This is a genomic window from Pseudomonas sp. Sample_22 (genome assembly GCF_004307635.1).
In the GTDB taxonomy this organism is placed as follows: domain Bacteria; phylum Pseudomonadota; class Gammaproteobacteria; order Pseudomonadales; family Pseudomonadaceae; genus Aquipseudomonas.
Window position 1 is genome coordinate 81,665 of the sequence record NZ_RCNY01000096.1, and the last position, 16,928, is coordinate 98,592.

Annotated in this window: 16 protein-coding genes; 5 read left to right on the forward strand and 11 right to left on the reverse strand. The window is 60.6% G+C overall.

Annotated elements, in window-relative coordinates:
* Positions 1–490: 490 nt before the first annotated feature.
* Both D8U73_RS28850 and D8U73_RS28855 read right to left on the reverse strand, forming a co-directional pair.
* Positions 491–3,556 carry an efflux RND transporter permease subunit gene (locus D8U73_RS28850; RefSeq protein WP_130906383.1) on the reverse strand — a complete coding sequence of 1,022 codons (3,066 nt, stop codon included), beginning with the start codon at positions 3,554–3,556 and terminating at the stop codon, positions 491–493.
* 6 nt (positions 3,557–3,562) lie between these two features.
* Positions 3,563–4,663, reverse strand: a complete 1,101-nt coding sequence (locus D8U73_RS28855) for an efflux RND transporter periplasmic adaptor subunit (RefSeq protein WP_056856266.1) — start codon at positions 4,661–4,663, stop codon at positions 3,563–3,565.
* Between the two features lie 93 nt (positions 4,664–4,756).
* Between D8U73_RS28855 and D8U73_RS28860 the strand changes: the two genes are divergently transcribed.
* Entirely contained in the window at positions 4,757–5,392 is a 636-nt protein-coding gene (locus D8U73_RS28860) for a TetR/AcrR family transcriptional regulator (RefSeq protein WP_130906384.1), read from the forward strand.
* 126 nt (positions 5,393–5,518) lie between these two features.
* Here D8U73_RS28860 and D8U73_RS28865 read toward each other — a convergent pair whose 3' ends face one another.
* Entirely contained in the window at positions 5,519–6,298 is a 780-nt protein-coding gene (locus D8U73_RS28865; RefSeq protein ID WP_177336602.1) for a class I SAM-dependent methyltransferase, read from the reverse strand.
* Between the two features lie 96 nt (positions 6,299–6,394).
* Between D8U73_RS28865 and D8U73_RS28870 the strand changes: the two genes are divergently transcribed.
* A complete protein-coding gene (locus tag D8U73_RS28870; RefSeq protein WP_056856269.1) occupies positions 6,395–7,015 on the forward strand; it encodes a hypothetical protein in 621 nt (206 codons plus the stop codon).
* A 15-nt stretch (positions 7,016–7,030) separates the two neighbouring features.
* On the opposite strand, the gene D8U73_RS28875 is transcribed toward D8U73_RS28870, so the two are convergent.
* The 7 genes from D8U73_RS28875 to ppc form a co-directional block, all read right to left on the reverse strand.
* Positions 7,031–7,726, reverse strand: a complete 696-nt coding sequence (locus D8U73_RS28875) for an extensin family protein (protein ID WP_130906385.1) — start codon at positions 7,724–7,726, stop codon at positions 7,031–7,033.
* Between the two features lie 2 nt (positions 7,727–7,728).
* On the reverse strand, positions 7,729–8,550 hold the full coding sequence (locus tag D8U73_RS28880) for an isocitrate lyase/phosphoenolpyruvate mutase family protein (RefSeq protein ID WP_056856271.1): 822 nt from the start codon (positions 8,548–8,550) through the stop codon (positions 7,729–7,731).
* A gap of 35 nt (positions 8,551–8,585) precedes the next feature.
* On the reverse strand, positions 8,586–9,446 hold the full coding sequence (locus tag D8U73_RS28885; protein ID WP_056856272.1) for a DUF72 domain-containing protein: 861 nt from the start codon (positions 9,444–9,446) through the stop codon (positions 8,586–8,588).
* Positions 9,446–9,751 carry a hypothetical protein gene (locus D8U73_RS28890; protein WP_056856273.1) on the reverse strand — a complete coding sequence of 102 codons (306 nt, stop codon included), beginning with the start codon at positions 9,749–9,751 and terminating at the stop codon, positions 9,446–9,448. The genes D8U73_RS28885 and D8U73_RS28890 overlap by 1 nt, the downstream gene beginning before the upstream one ends.
* A 274-nt stretch (positions 9,752–10,025) precedes the next feature.
* A complete protein-coding gene (gene tsaB, locus D8U73_RS28895; RefSeq protein ID WP_056856274.1) occupies positions 10,026–10,700 on the reverse strand; it encodes a tRNA (adenosine(37)-N6)-threonylcarbamoyltransferase complex dimerization subunit type 1 TsaB in 675 nt (224 codons plus the stop codon).
* A 95-nt stretch (positions 10,701–10,795) separates the two neighbouring features.
* On the reverse strand, positions 10,796–11,443 hold the full coding sequence (gene adk, locus D8U73_RS28900) for an adenylate kinase (RefSeq protein WP_056856275.1): 648 nt from the start codon (positions 11,441–11,443) through the stop codon (positions 10,796–10,798).
* Between the two features lie 288 nt (positions 11,444–11,731).
* Positions 11,732–14,362, reverse strand: a complete 2,631-nt coding sequence (gene ppc, locus D8U73_RS28905; protein WP_130906386.1) for a phosphoenolpyruvate carboxylase — start codon at positions 14,360–14,362, stop codon at positions 11,732–11,734.
* A 202-nt stretch (positions 14,363–14,564) separates the two neighbouring features.
* Between ppc and D8U73_RS28910 the strand changes: the two genes are divergently transcribed.
* The 3 genes from D8U73_RS28910 (at position 14,565) to D8U73_RS28920 (ending at position 16,472) form a co-directional block, all read left to right on the forward strand.
* A complete protein-coding gene (locus D8U73_RS28910) occupies positions 14,565–14,909 on the forward strand; it encodes a hypothetical protein (protein WP_056856277.1) in 345 nt (114 codons plus the stop codon).
* A 304-nt stretch (positions 14,910–15,213) separates the two neighbouring features.
* Entirely contained in the window at positions 15,214–15,627 is a 414-nt protein-coding gene (locus tag D8U73_RS28915; protein WP_056856278.1) for a DUF4398 domain-containing protein, read from the forward strand.
* A gap of 47 nt (positions 15,628–15,674) precedes the next feature.
* A complete protein-coding gene (locus D8U73_RS28920) occupies positions 15,675–16,472 on the forward strand; it encodes an OmpA family protein (RefSeq protein ID WP_056856279.1) in 798 nt (265 codons plus the stop codon).
* Between the two features lie 139 nt (positions 16,473–16,611).
* Here D8U73_RS28920 and D8U73_RS28925 read toward each other — a convergent pair.
* Positions 16,612–16,928: hypothetical protein (locus D8U73_RS28925; RefSeq protein WP_130906387.1), on the reverse strand; the 317-nt coding region annotated here is incomplete at its 5' end.

The following is a 16,928-nucleotide window of genomic DNA, read 5'->3' on the forward strand; positions in this document are numbered from 1 at the left end:
TCATCGCCAGCAGGCTGGCTCCTACATTGGATTGGAGATATCTGGTAGAGATTGGGTGGCCGTCAGGCCGTCATCGCTGGCAAGCCAGCTCCCACAGGAGAGCAAAAGCACAACGACGTAAAGCCATTGCTTCTCACCACTCAACAGGCCGAGCGTTAGCTCGCCTGCCGCTCTTGATCTGGGCGCCCCCTCGAGAGGCCGAGTGGAGGTTCTGCGTAGTGGGCAACCCGGCATGGATGCCGGGTTAGCCGCCCCCGGCCATGGATGGCCGATGGCGGCGGGCCCACGGAGCAGGACCGGAGCGAGGGCATGCCGAGCCTAGGCGAGGCACCGAACGAAAGGGGCAAGGGCGTTTGGTTACTTTGCGCCGGGCGGCGTTCCGCTTTTCAAAGTAACCCGCTGTAAAAGCGGAACCATAAGTGGCCGTTACCGAAGCAACGGATATACACCAAAAACAACCCACAGCCTGGTCGGCCCAAAGGCCGCCAAGTCAAACGGACTCTTTCTTAACCCGAAACCAAGCCGCATAAAGCGCCGGCAAAAACAGCAACGTCAACGCCGTCGCCACAATCAACCCCCCCATGATCGCCACCGCCATCGGCCCGAAAAACACACTGCGCGACAACGGAATCATCGCCAACACCGCCGCCAGCGCCGTCAGCACAATCGGCCGGAACCGCCGCACCGTCGCCTCGATGATCGCCTGCCAAGGCTTGAGCCCGGCAGCGATATCCTGCTCGATCTGATCGACCAGAATCACCGAGTTACGCATGATCATCCCGGACAAGGCGATGGTCCCGAGCATCGCCACAAACCCGAACGGCTGGCGGAACACCATCAGGAACAGCGTCACCCCGATCAGCCCCAACGGTGCCGTGAGAAACACCATCACCGTACGGGAGAAGCTGCGCAACTGCAGCATCAGCAAGGTCAACACCACCACGATGAACAGCGGCACGCCCGCCTTCACCGAGTTCTGCCCACGGGCCGAATCCTCGACCGTGCCGCCCACATCCAGCAAATAGCCATCGGGCAACTCAGCGCGAATCGGATCGAGCGTTGGCATGATCTGCTGGACGAGTGTCGCCGGCTGCTCCTTGCCATAAATATCGGCACGAACGGTGACGTTCGGCAGGCGGTTACGATGCCAGATCACACCTTCTTCGAAGCCGTATTCCAGCGTCGCAATCTGTGAAAGCGCCACGCTGCGACCGTTGTCGGTCGGCACCGCCAGGCTTGGCAGCAGCGACAACTCGGTGCGTTCATGCAGGGTGCCGCGCAACAGGATCTCGATCAATTCGTTGTCTTCGCGGTACTGGCTGACACTGGAACCGGTGAGCGAGCTCTGCAGGAACCTCGACAAGTTTGCCGTGCTCACGCCCAGCGCCCGAGCGCGGTCCTGATCGATGTTCAGATAGACGACTTTGCTCGGTTCTTCCCAATCCAGGTGCACATTGGCCACGTGCGGGTTCTCGCGAACCTTGGTCGCGACTTTGCGCGCCAGCGCCCGGACTTCCTCGATGTGCTCACCCGTGACCCGGAACTGCACCGGATAGCCGACCGGAGGGCCGTTTTCCAGACGGGTCACCCGCGAGCGCAGGGCCGGGAATTGTTCGTTGAGCGTTGCAATCAACCAGGTGCGCAGGCTTTCGCGCTCCTCGATGGTTTTCGCCAACACCACAAACTGGGCGAAGCTCGCCGCAGGCAGTTGCTGATCCAGCGGCAGGTAGAAGCGCGGTGAACCGGTGCCGACGTAGGCAACGTAATTGTCGATCCCGGCTTTGTCCTTGAGCAGTGCTTCGAGGCGTTTGACTTCATCGGCAGTGTTGCTCAGGGAAGCCCCTTCGGCCAGCTTCAGGTCGACCATCAATTCCAGACGCCCGGATGCCGGGAAGAACTGTTGCGGCACGAAGCGAAACAGCACGATGGAGGCAATGAACAACACCACGGTCGCGGTGATCACCGTTTTACGCCAGCGCACGCACCATTCCACCAGGCGCCGAACACGCTGATAAAACGGCGTAGCGTAGGGATCGGGTTGGCCGGAACCGTGTTTGGCTGCATGAATTTTCGCCAGGTCCGGCAGGAGTTTTTCCCCAAGAAAAGGCACAAACAATACCGCCGCCACCCACGATGCCAACAGGGCGATGGTCACCACCTCGAAGATCGAGCGGGTGTATTCGCCGGTGCCCGACTGCGCCGTGGCAATCGGCAGGAAACCGGCTGCGGTGATCAGCGTGCCCGTGAGCATCGGGAACGCGGTGCTGGTCCAGGCGTAGCTCGCGGCTTTGATCCGGTCGAAACCCTGTTCCATTTTGATCGCCATCATTTCCACGGCGATGATCGCGTCGTCGACCAACAATCCCAGGGCCAGCACCAATGCCCCGAGGGAAATCTTGTGCAGACCGATGCCCAGGTAATACATGCAGGCGAAGGTCATCGCCAACACCAGCGGAATCGCCAGCGCCACCACCATGCCGGTGCGCACGCCAAGGGAGAAAAAGCTCACCAGAAGCACAATGGCCAGCGCTTCCACCAGCACTTGAACGAACTCGCCGACACCGGTTTTTACGGCGGCGGGCTGATCGGAAACCTTGCGCAACTGCATCCCGGCAGGGAGGTTTTTCTGGATACGATCGAACTCGATTTCCAGCGCCTTGCCCAGCACCAGGATGTCGCCGCCGTCCTTCATCGCTACCGCAAGACCAATCGCGTTCTCGGCCATGAAGCGCATGCGCGGCGCCGGTGGATCGTTGAAACCACGGCGCACGTCGGCCACATCGGAGATACGGAAAGTGCGATCACCGACGCGAATTGGAAAGCTTTTTATCTCATCGACTGTCTGAAAATTGCCCGAGACCCGTAGTTGCAATCGCTCGCTACTGGTTTCGAAGAAGCCGGCCGTGGACACCGCGTTCTGTTCTTCAAGGGCTTGCTGCACCGCTGCCAACGGCAAGCCGAGGGTGGCGAGTTTGACGTTGGAAAGTTCGATCCAGATCTTTTCGTCCTGCAACCCCAGCAGCTCGACTTTGCCCACGTCCTTGACCCGTTGCAGCTGGATCTGGATGCGGTCAGCGTAGTCCTTGAGCACGGCATAATCGAAACCATCGCCGGTCAATGCGTAGATATTGCCGAAGGTGGTGCCGAATTCATCGTTGAAAAACGGCCCTTGAATTCCCGGCGGCAAGGTATGGCGGATGTCGCTGACCTTCTTGCGCACCTGATACCAGAGTTCCGGGATGTCCACCGAATGCATGGAGTCGCGGGCAATGAACGTCACCTGGGATTCGCCCGGGCGGGAGAACGAGACGATGCGTTCGTATTCGCCGGTTTCCATCAGCTTCTTTTCAATGCGTTCGGTGACCTGGCGCGAGACTTCCTGCGCCGTTGCACCTGGCCAGTTGGTACGAATCACCATGGCCTTGAACGTGAACGGCGGGTCTTCGCTCTGGCCGAGTTTGGTGTAGGACAGTGCCCCGACGATCGCCAGCAACAGCATCAGAAACAGGACGATCTGGCGATTGCGCAGCGCCCAGGCGGAAAGATTGAAACCCATCGGGGATTACTCCTTGTGCGCCAGATTGACCACGCGGTTGGAGCGATCCACCGGGCGTACTTGTTGCCCGTCGAGCAGCACATGGACACCCGCGGCCACCACCCAGTCGCTGGCGTTGAGTCCTTCGAGCACCGGGACGGTTTTCTCGCCGAAGGCACCCACCCGCACCGGGGTGCGCTTCAAAGTGTTGTTGGCGCTGACGACCCAGACGTAGGTCACGCCGCCTTCTGCGGTCAACGCCGACAGCGGCACAGACAACGGTGCGGCTTGGGCAGCCTGGACAAACACGCGGGCACTCTGGCCGAGTTCCACCGGCACCTTGCCGGTGTTGAACGCGATGCGCGCGGCGAAGGTGCGGGACTTGGGATCAGCGGCCGGCGACAATTCGCGGATATGCCCGGCGAAGCGCTGGTCCGGATGCGTCCACAGTTCCACAGCCACCGGCTGGCCGACCTTGAAGCGGCCGAAGCTTTGTTCCGGCAGGCTGATCAGGACTTCACGCTCGCCATCGGTCGCCAGGGTAAACACCGTTTGCCCAGCGGCCACCACTTGCCCCACTTCCACGGCGCGTTTGGCTACCACGCCATCCTGTGGCGCACGCAGCACCGCGTAACTGGCCTGATTGGTCGAAACGTTGAATTCGGCTTTGATTTGTTTGAGACGCGCTTCACCGGAACGGTAAAGGTTTTCGTGATTGTCGTATTGCGAACGGCTGACCAGCTGACGCTCCATCAGCGTTTTATAGCGATCACGCTCAGCGCGCACCATGCTCAGATTGGCTTCGGCGGCGGCTACCTGGGCGCGGGTGGCCTCCAATTGCAGGCGCACGTCCTGGGGATCGAGTTCGGCCAGCGGCTGATCAGCCTTGACGCGCTGCCCCTCATCGACCAGTCGTCGGCTGACTTTGCCGCCGATGCGGAATGCCAGATCCGGCTCATAGCGCGCACGGACTTCACCGGGATAGCTTTCCATCGACTGCGTCGAAGGCTCTGGCTGAACCACCATGGCCGGGCGAACGCTGACTTGCGGCGCCTCTTCGTGACCACACGCAGTCAATAAAAACGCCAGGGTAACTGGCAGTGCGAGGGGCAAGGCATAGCGGAACATGGTGAAGGACCTTTCGCTAATGGTGCTTGGAATAATTATACTGGCGAGTATGTTATTAATAGCAAACTCACCAGTCCAGTAATAAAAGCGCATATGCCGAACAATCTTTCAGCACCCAATGGCCCGGGCCGCCCCAAGGATTTGGCCAAGCGCCAGGCGATCCTCGATGCAGCGAAGACGCTGTTTCTGACCAAGGGTTATGCCAACACCAGCATGGATGCCGTCGCTGCCGAGGCCGGGGTGTCAAAGCTGACGGTCTACAGCCATTTCAACGACAAGGAGACGCTGTTCTCCGCTGCCGTGATGGCCAAGTGTGAGGAGCAACTGCCGACGCTGTTTTTCGAATTGCCCGAAGGCGTGGCAGTGGAAACCGTGCTGCTGAACATCGCGCGCGGTTTTCATCAATTGATCAACAGTGACGAGTCAGTGAACCTGCACCGCTTGATGATGACCCTGGGCAGTCAGGACCCGAAGCTCTCGCAGATCTTCTTCGAGGCCGGACCGCAGCGCATGCTGCACGGTATGGAGCGCCTGTTGAGCAAGATCAATGAAAGCGGCGTGCTGAGCATCGACAAACCGCACAATGCGGCTGAGCATTTCTTCTGCCTGCTCAAGGGCGCGGGGAATTTTCGTCTGCTTTATGGCTGCGGCGAGCCGCTGGTTGGCGACGAAGCCGAGAGCCATGTGCAGGAAGTGGTGGGGTTGTTTATGCGGGCTTATCGGCCCTAGCGGTGATCGTTTCCACGCTCTGCGTGGGAACGCCTCAGGGGACGCTCCGCGTTCCAGCTCTCGAATGGGACGCGGAGCGTCCCGGGCTGCATTCCCACGCAGAGCGTGGGAACGATCAGCTTCAACTTACGGCTTGAGCGCCTTCTTCGGATAAATGTCATACCGACTGGACTTGCCATCCAGCGCATGGCTCGGCTTCGGCCCTTCAATGCACGGGGCCTTGCGCGGGCGCTTGACCACCACCCGGTGGCTGGCCAACGCCAACGCGGCCTCGAGCAATGCCGGTGCATCCGGGTCATCCCCCACCAGTGGCCGGAACAGGCGCATTTCCTTCTTCACCAACGCGGTTTTCTCACGGTGAGGAAACATCGGGTCGAGGTAGATCACCTGCGGCGGCTCGCCCTGCCAATTGCGCATCACCTCGATCGAGTTGCCCTTGAGCAAGCGCATCCGCGCGACGATCGGCGCCACATCGAAATCTTCCGCGCCTCGGGCCAGACCATCCTCCAGCAAGGCGCCAATCAAAGGCTGGCGCTCGATCAGGCTCATCTCGCAACCGAGGCTGGCCAGCACGAACGCATCCTTGCCCAACCCCGCCGTCGCATCCAGCACCCGCGGGCGCACGCCCTGAGCCACGCCGACAGCCTTGGCGATCATCTGCCCGCTGCCACCGCCATACAACCGGCGATGCGCCGCGCCACCCTCGACGAAGTCCACCCGCACCGGGCCCGGCGCATCCGGCCCCAGCTGTTGCAGCTGCAAGCCCATGTCACCCACCTGCAATGCAAACTCGCCATCAGCCACTTGCAGCGGCAGGCCCAGGCGCTCGGCCCATTGCTCGGCTTGGGGTTCGAAGGCTGCGTCCAACGCCTCGACATGGATGCGGCACGCCGCGGGTTGATCAATCATCGGAAAACACGCTCAAAAAATTAATGATCGGCAAAAACGGCCGATAACAAAACTATCGAGCATTTTGCCAGAGCTGAGCGTCGACCGAGAGAAATGTCAGACATTCAACCGACAATCACAGGTTTTATCTCGCCCTACGGCGACTACAACCTGCGAAATACCCAGGCACTGAGCGGCGTCAGCCACATCTGGCAGGATTTCTTTGCCCGGGCGCTGGCCGAACAGTCGGGTGAAGTGCTGCCCAAATCGCTGAACTTTCCACCGGTCGATCTCGACAGCCCGGTTGAACCCACCGTTGGCAGCGATCTGCTGGCGCACATCGTTGCCCAGCGCGAATGCGATGTGCAGGACAACGAGATTCGCCCGCCCGAGCCACTCTTCCTGCCGATTGCCGAGTTCGAAATGGACCTGGCCGACAAGCCGTTCCCACCGTTCCCGGCGCAAGAAATCGTCGCCCAGCAGAAACAACAGGATTTCGAAAGCGGCTGGGTGCGCCCGCTTGTGCTGACCGCCGGCCAGCCATTGCCGGAAGCCGGCCCCGCGCCGCAACCGCGTCCACTGCACCTGCCGATTGCCGAGTTCGAACTGGACCTGCTGGACAAACCGTTCCCGCCGTTCTCCCCGGAAGAGTTGCTGGAGCAACAGAAACAACTCGATTTCGATAATGGTTGGGCGCGCCCGATCATCCTGCAGAACCTGCGCCTCGCCGCCTGAGCCTCAACGTCCGCTTCAGCGACAAACCCACCACGGCCCGACATCGACATGAAAGTGATTGCGATGCGCGGCGTTGTAATCCGGCCCCAACACCACACTGAACAAGCCGCAGGCGCCATCGCGGACTTGTCTTAGAAACTGCGCATCCTGATTGTCCTTGGGCCAATCCTTGAGCACGCTGATGGTTCGACCATCGGCCAGGCGAAAACCGGCGATGTCCAGCGCATTGGCCGACGCGTGTTGACTACGCCGGCCATTCTCGCGGCTGTAGACATTGCGACAGGCAAAGCTGCCGAGATGGTCGACCCGCGCCACCGCTTGCCCATAGACCGCCTGCGCCGCGGGTTGCAGGGCATGATATTCGAACAGCGCGAACGACACGGCCAGGCGGCAACTGGCGAGGAAACTGCTGCTCAGGGCAACATCACCGCCCTGTACGCGCAGGGCATTGCTGAGTGGGCATTGGGCGTCGGGGCTGTCGGCTTGCGGGGTCACGCGCAGACCGGAACTGCTCAGGGCTTGCGCGCAGAGTTGCGGATCATCGCGCAGGCGCATCAGTTTGTAGCGGGTCAGCAGGTTCGGCGCAGCCTTCACGTCCAGGGGTGCCCAGGGGTTCCATTGCGGCGGTATTTCCAGCCAACCGCGCCAGATGCTGAGCACTCCGCCGCCAATGATCAACAGCACCAGCAGCATCCAGCGCCCGCTGCCCATGTTCAGCCTTTGAACAACTGATTGGCCTGGGCGTACGGCATGGAGCGCGACGTGAACCCGAAGGTGCCGGACGTCTTGATCTCTTCGGCGGCGCGATAGAACTCTCCCAGCGCTGCCAATGCCAGCGCCGAGCCGACGCTGATGCGCTTGACGCCCATGTCGCTCAGTTGCTGCACCGTCAGCTGCAAACCTCCGGACATCAACACATTGACCGGTTTCGGCGCCACCGCGCGGACAACCGCCAGCACATCGTCAGCACTGCGCAAGCCCGGCGCATACAACACGTCGGCCCCGGCCTCCGCGAATGCCTGCAAGCGGCGAATCGTGTCGTCCAGATCCGGATTGCCGTGCAGGAAATTCTCGGCCCGGGCGGTCAGCATGAAAGGGAAAGGCAGACTGCGGGCGGCAGCGACGGCGGCCTCGATGCGCGCGACGGCATGCTCGAAGCAGTAGATCGGAGCGTCCTCGCGGCCAGTGAAGTCTTCAATCGAACCGCCCACTGCCCCGGCCTGCGCTGCGCGCAACAGACTTTTCGCGCATTCCGCCGGGTCATCGGCAAAACCATTTTCCAGATCGACCGCGACCGGCAAATCGCTGGCGCCGACAATCGCCCTGACGTTGGCGAGGGTATCGTCCAGGGTCAGGCCACCATCCGGGCGCGCGTTGGAAAAAGCGTAACCGGCGCTGGTGGTCGCCAGCGCCTCGAAGCCCAGGCTGGCGAGCATTTTTGCCGATCCGGCATCCCACGGGTTGGGAATAACGAAAGCGCTGCTGCGTTCGTGCAAGGCTTTGAACGCTTGGGCTCGAAGGGTTTGCGCATCCATTGGCAGGCTCCTGAAGAAGGCGAACGAATCCGCCTTCAGAGCAAGCCAAGTTGCTCGGCGGCGGGTTTCCTGTATAGCTCAGGCAGCGCCGGCAAGCCAGGTAATCGCAGCATCAGGCGACGGTGAAAACGCTGGGCCAGTTTAGCCGCCAGCAGATTGTCGGCGGTGTGCAGGAAAATATACGGCGTGCGCCCCTCTTCAATCCACAGGGCAATTTTTTCCACCCACGGCAATAGAAACGGGTCGTTGGCCTCAAGCTCTGGATGACCGATGAAACGCACCTGCGGAAATGGCGTGAACGCTGCCGGGCGAGGTGGAACACGCGGTTTTTTCGATTGCGCGTGAAGCACCGAAGGATCGATCGAGGTGCAGCTGAACAATGCGCGCGGGTCGAGGCAGATGCGTTCAACGCCGCGATCCAGCAACAGGCGGTTGAGCATCCGTTCGCTGTCACCCTTGGCGAAAAAATCGTCATGCCGCACTTCCACCGCCAACGGCCGCTCCAACGCGTCAATGAATGCAGCCAGCTCGGGCAAGCGTTGCGGGGTGAAGCTTTTCGACAATTGCAGCCACAGCGGCGACACCCGCTGCCCCAGCGGGCTGAGCAATCGGGTGAAGGTTTCGACAGCGGTCAGTTGGTCGCGCAGGTCACCGCCATGGCTGATGTCGCCGGGGAATTTGGCGGTGAAGCGAAAGTGCTCGGGCATGGCCTCGGCCCAGCGCTGCACGGTGCCGGCAGCGGGGCTCGCGTAGAACGTCGTATTACCTTCCACGGCGTTGAACACCTGGCAATACAGATCAAGAAAATCGGCGGGTTTGGCGTCAGGCGGATACAGGTATTCGCGCCAGGCGTTTTCACTCCAGGAGGGGCAGCCGAGGTAGTAAGGCAGCAACATCAGATGTACAGGTCGAGACCCAGCACTTCCGCATCCCAATCGACGAACCCGGCGGTGCTGAGGTAGCTGGCCAAAGCCATCGCCACACTTTTGCTCATCGCACGGTGGTAGAGCATGTCCTGCTGACGGGCGGGAAGATTGCTAAGGCGTTGCGCAGCGGACTTGGCGGCTCGCGCAGCCAGTTGCTCTTCAGACGCAAACTCCGGCTCGCCGTCGATTTCGACGGACTCGTCCTCCACCACATGGCCTTTGCGAGGCTTGCGCTTGATGGGGTAGGACTGAGAGGAAATGCCGTCTATACGCATAAGTGCATGCTCGGTATCAGTGATGGCAGTTTAGTGGCGCATAGCCCGCTTCGCAAACCGCCGAGTGATAACTAGAACACATAAAAAGCAAAAGGTTTAAAAGCTGCGGTTAGAAAACGACGATTGGCCAAGTTGGAACAAGATGTGGCAAGGGAGCAAGCTCCCGCTGGGCTGCGAAGCGGCCCCGATTGCGGTCGGTTGAATCGCGTTGGCTGGTTTTACGACTGCTGCGCAGCCGAGCGGGAGCAAGCTCCCTCGCCACAATAAAACCTGATTAACGCGCCTTGGGCGTCGCCACTTTGTCGCGCAGATAAACTGGCTGCGCCTTGTCGGCCACAATCGCTTCACCACGCTCCCAGGCAAATCGCGCCAGGGTCAGCAAATCTTCTGCATGAGGCAACATGCCCGCATCCTGACCGCTCAGGTTGACCGCAATCCGCTCGCCATAACCCCAACCGGTGCCGGCGCCGAACCATTCGCCACTGGCATCACCCGGCAATGCGGCCGACTCGGGCGGCAATACCGCTTCTGCGCCAACCAGGCGCATCTCCCCCGCCGTTTCGCGATAGCAACCCCAATACACTTCATCCATGCGTGCATCGATGGCCGCCGCAACCTGGCTGGCGCCATGTTCGCGGTAAGCGCGCTGGGCCAGCACGGCGAGGTTCGATACTGGCAACACCGGGCGATCCAGCGCGAACGCCAGCCCCTGCACCACACCGATGGCAATGCGCACGCCAGTGAAAGCGCCCGGCCCGCGACCGAACGCAATGGCATCGACTGCTTGCAGGGTGGTGCCGGCGTCGGCCAGCAACTGCTGGATCATCGGCAGCAATTTCTGCGCGTGCAGACGCGGGATCACCTCGTAATGGCTCGTCACTTTGCCGTCATGCAGCAAGGCAACGGAGCAAGCTTCAGTCGCGGTGTCCAGGGCCAGCAAGGTGCTCATCGATGTTTCCGTAACAAGTGGTCAGAAAAAAGTGCGTCAGTATAAACAACTACGGCCCGCAAGCGGGCCGTGGATGATGCAACGGTTCAGAGTTTTCAGCTCAGGGCAGCAAGAACCTTGGCGGTGATTGCTTCTACCGAACCGACGCCTTCGATATGGCTGTACTTCGGCTTGCCATTGGCAGCAGACAGTTTCTGGTAGAAATCCACCAGCGGCTTGGTCTGCGAATGGTAGACCGACAGGCGATGACGCACGGTTTCTTCGGTGTCGTCCTTGCGCTGAACCAGCTCTTCGCCGGTGATGTCGTCTTTGCCGGCAATTTTCGGCGGGTTGTAGACGATGTGGTACACGCGGCCACTGGCTTCGTGGACACGACGACCGGCAATGCGCTGGACGATTTCTTCGTCTTCAACGGCGATCTCGACCACAGCGTCCAGCTCGACGCCGGCAGTCACCAAGGCTTCAGCCTGAGGAATGGTGCGCGGGAAACCGTCGAACAGGAAACCGTTGGCGCAATCAGCCTGGGAGATACGGTCCTTGACCAGCGCGATGATCAGGTCATCGGAAACCAGGCCGCCGGCATCCATGATGCTCTTGGCCTTGATGCCCAGTTCGGTGCCGGCCTTGACCGCAGCACGCAACATGTCGCCGGTGGAAATTTGCGGAATGCCGAATTTTTCGGTGATGAACTTAGCCTGAGTACCTTTACCGGCCCCGGGAGCTCCCAGCAGAATGACGCGCATCGATGTGCTCCTCAATTTTTTATATGGATAACGTCAGATTCGCCTCGTGGGGCCAATCTCAAAAATAGGGTCGTGACCGCCCAAACGGCCAAAGGCTGATCAAGATACACAGCAGGCTGCGACCACACAAGCCGCCAAAAGTCGGAGAAACCCGCGTCGGCTACGACCTTTGGACGCGGTTTCCCTCGTCGCAACCCCAACATTAACTGTCGCTTGGCAGCACTTTTATCCGCGCCCTCGGACGGCATCCGGCACATACTCCGGACGCCTCATCCAACGACAAAAACTTTAGCCGGTATTGCGCAAACCAGCGGCAATCCCCGCCACAGACACCAGCAACGCCTGTTCCACCGGGCTGTCCTGTGCCACATCCTGTTGCCGCGAACGGGCCAGCAACTCGGCCTGCAATAGATGAAGCGGGTCGAGGTAAGTGTTGCGCAGGCGAATGAATTCGAGGGTGGCTGGGCTATGTGCCAGTAGCTGCGACTGACCGGTCAGCCCGAGCACGATCGAGCACGCCTGCGACAATAGGTCGCGTAAGTGCGCGCCCAACGGCAGCAGATCCGGTTCGACCAGACGCTGATCGTAGGATTGCGCGATATCGGCGTCGGCCTTGGCCAGGACCATTTCCAGCATATCGATGCGGGTGCGGAAGAAAGGCCATTGCTCGCGCATCTGCCCCAGCAGTTCGCCTTCGCCGCGCTCCAGCGCCTTGCTCAGCGCCGCTTCCCAGCCGAGCCAGGCCGGCAACATCAGGCGCGTCTGGGTCCAGCCGAAGATCCACGGGATTGCGCGCAGGCTTTCGATCCCGCCGGCACGACGCTTGGCCGGGCGACTGCCCAGTGGCAAGCGTCCCAATTCCTGTTCCGGGGTCGATTGGCGGAAGTACTCGACGAACTGCGGGTTTTCCCGCACCACGGCGCGGTACGCACGGACCCCGTCGGCGGCCAGTTCGTCCATCAAGTGGCGCCACTCGGGCGTGGGCGGCGGCGGTGGCAACAACGTCGCTTCGAGTACCGCCGCCAGATACAGATTGAGGTTCTGTTCGGCGATGTCCGGCAGGCCGAATTTGAAACGAATCATTTCCCCTTGCTCGGTGGTACGGAAACGCCCCGCCACCGACCCCGGTGGTTGCGACAGAATCGCCGCATGCGCCGGGCCGCCGCCACGGCCCACGGTGCCACCGCGACCGTGGAACAACAGCAGTTCCACCTGCTGCTCGCGGCAGATATCCACCAGACGCTCCTGCGCCCGATACTGCGCCCACGCTGCTGCGGTGGTGCCGGCATCCTTGGCCGAGTCGGAGTAGCCGATCATCACTTCCTGCGGCCCTTGCAGACGCGAGCGATAACCCGGCAGCAACAACAGTTTTTCAATCACCGGGCCGGCGTTGTCGAGGTCGGCCAGGGTTTCGAACAACGGCACCACGCGCATCGGCCGCAACACGCCGGATTCTTTGAGCAGCAACTGAACCGTCAGCACATCGGAAGCCGCACCGGCCATGGAGATGACGTAGGAACCAAGGGAAGCTTGTGGCGCGGCGGCGATTTCCCGGCAGGTCGCCAGCACTTCGGCGGTGTCGGCGGACGGTTTGTAGTGGGCCGGCAGCAAGGGCCGTCGGTTGTTCAGTTCGCGGCTCAGGAACGTGATGCGTTCTTCCTCGCTCCAATCCTCGTAGCGGCCCAAGCCGAGGTAATCGGTGATTTCGCTCATGGCCGCGCTATGGCGCGACGAGTCCTGGCGCACATCCAGCCGCACCAGGAACAGGCCGAACGTCACCGCCCGGCGCAGGCAATCGAGCAGCGGGCCGTCGGCGATTACGCCCATGCCGCACTCATGCAGCGAGTGATAGCAAAGCTCTAGAGGATCAAGCAGGTCGCGGTTGTCTTGCAGTACGTCGGCCGAAGCAGGTGTCGGCGTAGTCAACGCAGTGTGAGCCCAATTGCGGGTAGCGCGCAGGCGTTCTCGCAGTTGTTTGAGTACAGCTCGATACGGTTCGGCACTGTCGCCAGCCTTGGCCTTCAGTTCGTCACTGGCCTGCTGCATCGACAGTTCGGCCGCAAGATGATCGATATCGCGCAGGTACAGATCGGCGGCCATCCAGCGTGCCAGCAGGAGCACTTCACGGGTCACCGCTGCCGTCACGTTCGGGTTGCCGTCACGGTCGCCGCCCATCCACGAAGCAAAGCGGATCGGCGCAGCCTCCAGCGGCAAACGCAGGCCAGTGGCGGCATGCAGTGCCTGATCGGCCTTGCGCAGGTAATTCGGAATCGCCTGCCACAGCGAATGCTCGATCACTGCAAAGCCCCATTTGGCTTCATCGACCGGCGTCGGGCGTGTACGGCGTATTTCTTCGGTGTGCCAGGCTTCGGCGATCAGGCGTTGCAACGTCGTCCTGATCTGCTCGCGCTCGGCGCTGGTCAGGTCGCGGTGGTCCTGGGCGGCCAGTTGAGCGGCAATCGCGTCGTATTTCTGGATCAGTGTGCGGCGCGCGACTTCGGTCGGGTGCGCGGTCAACACCAGTTCGATTTCCAGTCGACCAAGTTGCCGGGCCAATGACTCGGCGCCATGGCCTTCGTCTCGCAGGCGCGCGAGCAGTTCCGGCAGTACCCGTGACTCGAACGGTGCCTGTTGGGATTCTTCGCGACGATGAATCAACTGGTATTGCTCGGCGATGTTGGCCAGGTTGAGGAACTGGTTGAACGCCCGCGCCACCGGCAGCAATTCAGCTTCGGTCAATTGATTGAGGCTGGCGCTCAGCTCGGCGTCCATCGAACCGCGACGGTCAGCCTTGGCGCCTTTGCGGATCTGCTCGATCTTGTCGAGAAAGCCGTCCCCGTACTGTTCACGAATGGTGTTGCCCAACAGCTCACCCAACAGGTGAACGTCCTCGCGCAAGCGTGCATCGATATCGGTCATCAGCAGTTCTCCAGCAAAGAATCCGGGCGGCCAGTAAACCCAAGAGTGCCGCTCCAGACGTCTTCTTACAAGCAAGACGACGAAGGACCTTTAAACCTTGTGCGATGAAGCTAGTCTGAACAGTACGCCGTACAACGGCTGTCGCCGGCCAACGCCGGATACTCCCCCGGCCTGCCACGAGCAGGCGCGCAACGAGGTGATTATGAAAATCCGTGAACTTGCCCAGCATTGGGAAGAAAACGCCAAGGGTCGCCTGACCAAGACCGGCTACACGATTCACCTGGACGTGGAAGCCGCCGCACGCCTGGCGGCGATTACCGAGATGTACCCCAAGCGGCATCCCGAAGAGTTGCTCGGCGAGTTGATCGGCGCCGCACTTGAAGAACTCGAAAAGAGCTTCCCGTATGTGAAGGGCTCGACAGTGGTCGCCACCGACGAAGAAGGTGACCCGCTGTACGAAGACATCGGCCCGACTCCGCGTTTTCTTGCGCTGTCCAGGCGCCATCTGCACGATTTGTCAGCTGGCAACGACAAGCAGAAACACTGATTCCCTCCTCCGCACATCCCCCCTGTGGGAGCGAGCCTGCTCGCGATAGCTGACTGACATTCAACTTCAATGTCGACTGATACAGCGCTATCGCGAGCAGGCTCGCTCACACATTTTTTGCTTTAAGCCCCTGCCAAGCCGATCACGTTTTTTCGATAGCTGGCTAAATTTCTCTGAACTTTCAAAAAACGCCTCGGGTCAACCCACGTAACCACGCCTGGGACGGCCGTTTCAAAACGACCCGAAAATGACGGTTCGGCTCCTTGCCCAGGATGGATGTTCACGTTGTTCAGGAAGTAGTCCAATGGAGTTGAAGATTATGAAAACCAGAACTGGCAAATCCTCGTTTACCCCACTGCATGGCCTGAAGATGGCTGCCCTGGCCATCGGCAGCAGCCTTGTGCTGGCCGGTTGCGCCGGCAACCCACCGTCCGAGCAATTCGCCGTCAGCGAGTCTGCAGTCAAAGACGCCGTCAGCGCGGGCGGTACCGAATTTGCTGCGGTGGAAATGAAGGCTGCCCAGGACAAGCTCAAGCAAGCTGAAATCGCCATGCACGACAAACAGTACGATCAGGCGAAAGTCCTGGCTGAACAGGCTGAGTGGGATGCCCGCGTAGCCGAGCGCAAAGCCCAGGCGATGAAAGCCGAACAGACTGTAAAGGACTCTCAAAAAGGGGTTCAGGAACTGCGTCAGGAAAGTCAGCGCACCGTCCAGTAACGGCGCGACATGACTATCTCTCAGACGATCAAAAGGACGATACCACTATGAATTCCAAACATTTGATGCTCCCTGCTCTGCTGGCCGCAAGCGTTGCCCTGGCTGCCTGCTCCACGCCGCCAAATGCCAACCTTGAACAGGCCCGCACCAATTATTCCGGCCTGCAAGCCAACCCGCAGGCGAGCAAAGTCGCCGCACTGGAAACCAAGGAAGCCAGTGATTACCTGGACAAGGCCGACAAGGCTTACCTGGACAAGGAAGATCAGGCCAAGGTCGATCAGTTGGCCTATTTGACCAACCAGCGGGTTGAAGTCGCCAAACAGACCATTGCCCTGCGCACCGCCGAAGCCAATCTGAAAAATGCTTCGGCACAACGCGCCCAGGCCCGTCTCGACGCTCGCGATCAGCAGATCAAACAGTTGCAGGACAGCCTCAACGCCAAACAGACCGATCGCGGCACCCTGGTGACATTCGGTGATGTGCTGTTCGCTACCGACAAGGCCGAGCTGAAATCCAACGGCCTGATGAACATCAACAAACTGGCGCAGTACCTCCAGGAAAACCCTGATCGCAAAGTGATCGTCGAGGGCTACACCGACAGCACCGGGACTGCCTCGCATAACCAGTCGCTGTCGGAACGTCGCGCCAACTCCGTGCGCATGGCGCTGGTGAAGATGGGCGTTGATCCAACCCGCATCGTTGCCCAGGGTTACGGCAAGGAATACCCGGTGGCGGATAACACCAGCACCTCGGGCCGGGCGCAAAACCGTCGGGTGGAAGTGACAATCTCCAACGATAACCAACCGGTGATTCCGCGTTCGGCGGTGAGCTCTAACACCCAGTAAGTTGTCAGCACACAAAAACCTGTGGGAGCCAGCTTGCTGGCGATAGCGTTGGATCAGTCAACATCACTGTTGAATGTTCAATCGCAATCGCCAGCAGGCTGGCTCCCACATTGGTTCTGTGTTGCCTGTGAAAATCGGTTTATTGCTCCAACTTCTGCGGGGTTTCCTGGCCCATGCAACGCACCGCTTTCTTGCGGTCGTTGACCAGCACGCCGGTGAGGCCTTTCTGTTCGGTGTCGAACAACACCAGCACGCCATCGATGCACTGCGCCACTTGCGCGGCCGGTTCCAGGGAGACTTTGTAGTCTTCGCCCGGCACGGTCTTGAGCATGGTGAACTCATTGAGCAGCAACGCATCCTCGGGCTTGGCGAAGTGCAGGTAGCCGTACCACCACAGGGCGCCGACGGTGCCGAGGATGCTGCAGATACCGGTGATGATCAGCGGGATGGCGTTAC

What these genes read in the sequence shown, in the direction of transcription:
- ppc (WP_130906386.1), bottom strand. Translation starts at nt 14,362, where the DNA reads ATGACCGATATCGATGCACGCTTGCGCGAGGACGTTCACCTGTTGGGT.
- D8U73_RS28870 (WP_056856269.1), top strand. Translation starts at nt 6,395, where the DNA reads ATGTCAGACATTCAACCGACAATCACAGGTTTTATCTCGCCCTACGGC.
- D8U73_RS28850 (WP_130906383.1), bottom strand. Translation starts at nt 3,556, where the DNA reads ATGGGTTTCAATCTTTCCGCCTGGGCGCTGCGCAATCGCCAGATCGTC.
- adk (WP_056856275.1), bottom strand. Translation starts at nt 11,443, where the DNA reads ATGCGCGTCATTCTGCTGGGAGCTCCCGGGGCCGGTAAAGGTACTCAG.
- D8U73_RS28885 (WP_056856272.1), bottom strand. Translation starts at nt 9,446, where the DNA reads ATGTTGCTGCCTTACTACCTCGGCTGCCCCTCCTGGAGTGAAAACGCC.
- D8U73_RS28875 (WP_130906385.1), bottom strand. Translation starts at nt 7,726, where the DNA reads ATGGGCAGCGGGCGCTGGATGCTGCTGGTGCTGTTGATCATTGGCGGC.
- tsaB (WP_056856274.1), bottom strand. Translation starts at nt 10,700, where the DNA reads ATGAGCACCTTGCTGGCCCTGGACACCGCGACTGAAGCTTGCTCCGTT.
- D8U73_RS28910 (WP_056856277.1), top strand. Translation starts at nt 14,565, where the DNA reads ATGAAAATCCGTGAACTTGCCCAGCATTGGGAAGAAAACGCCAAGGGT.
- D8U73_RS28880 (WP_056856271.1), bottom strand. Translation starts at nt 8,550, where the DNA reads ATGGATGCGCAAACCCTTCGAGCCCAAGCGTTCAAAGCCTTGCACGAA.
- D8U73_RS28855 (WP_056856266.1), bottom strand. Translation starts at nt 4,663, where the DNA reads ATGTTCCGCTATGCCTTGCCCCTCGCACTGCCAGTTACCCTGGCGTTT.
- D8U73_RS28915 (WP_056856278.1), top strand. Translation starts at nt 15,214, where the DNA reads ATGGAGTTGAAGATTATGAAAACCAGAACTGGCAAATCCTCGTTTACC.
- D8U73_RS28890 (WP_056856273.1), bottom strand. Translation starts at nt 9,751, where the DNA reads ATGCGTATAGACGGCATTTCCTCTCAGTCCTACCCCATCAAGCGCAAG.
- D8U73_RS28920 (WP_056856279.1), top strand. Translation starts at nt 15,675, where the DNA reads ATGAATTCCAAACATTTGATGCTCCCTGCTCTGCTGGCCGCAAGCGTT.
- D8U73_RS28860 (WP_130906384.1), top strand. Translation starts at nt 4,757, where the DNA reads ATGCCGAACAATCTTTCAGCACCCAATGGCCCGGGCCGCCCCAAGGAT.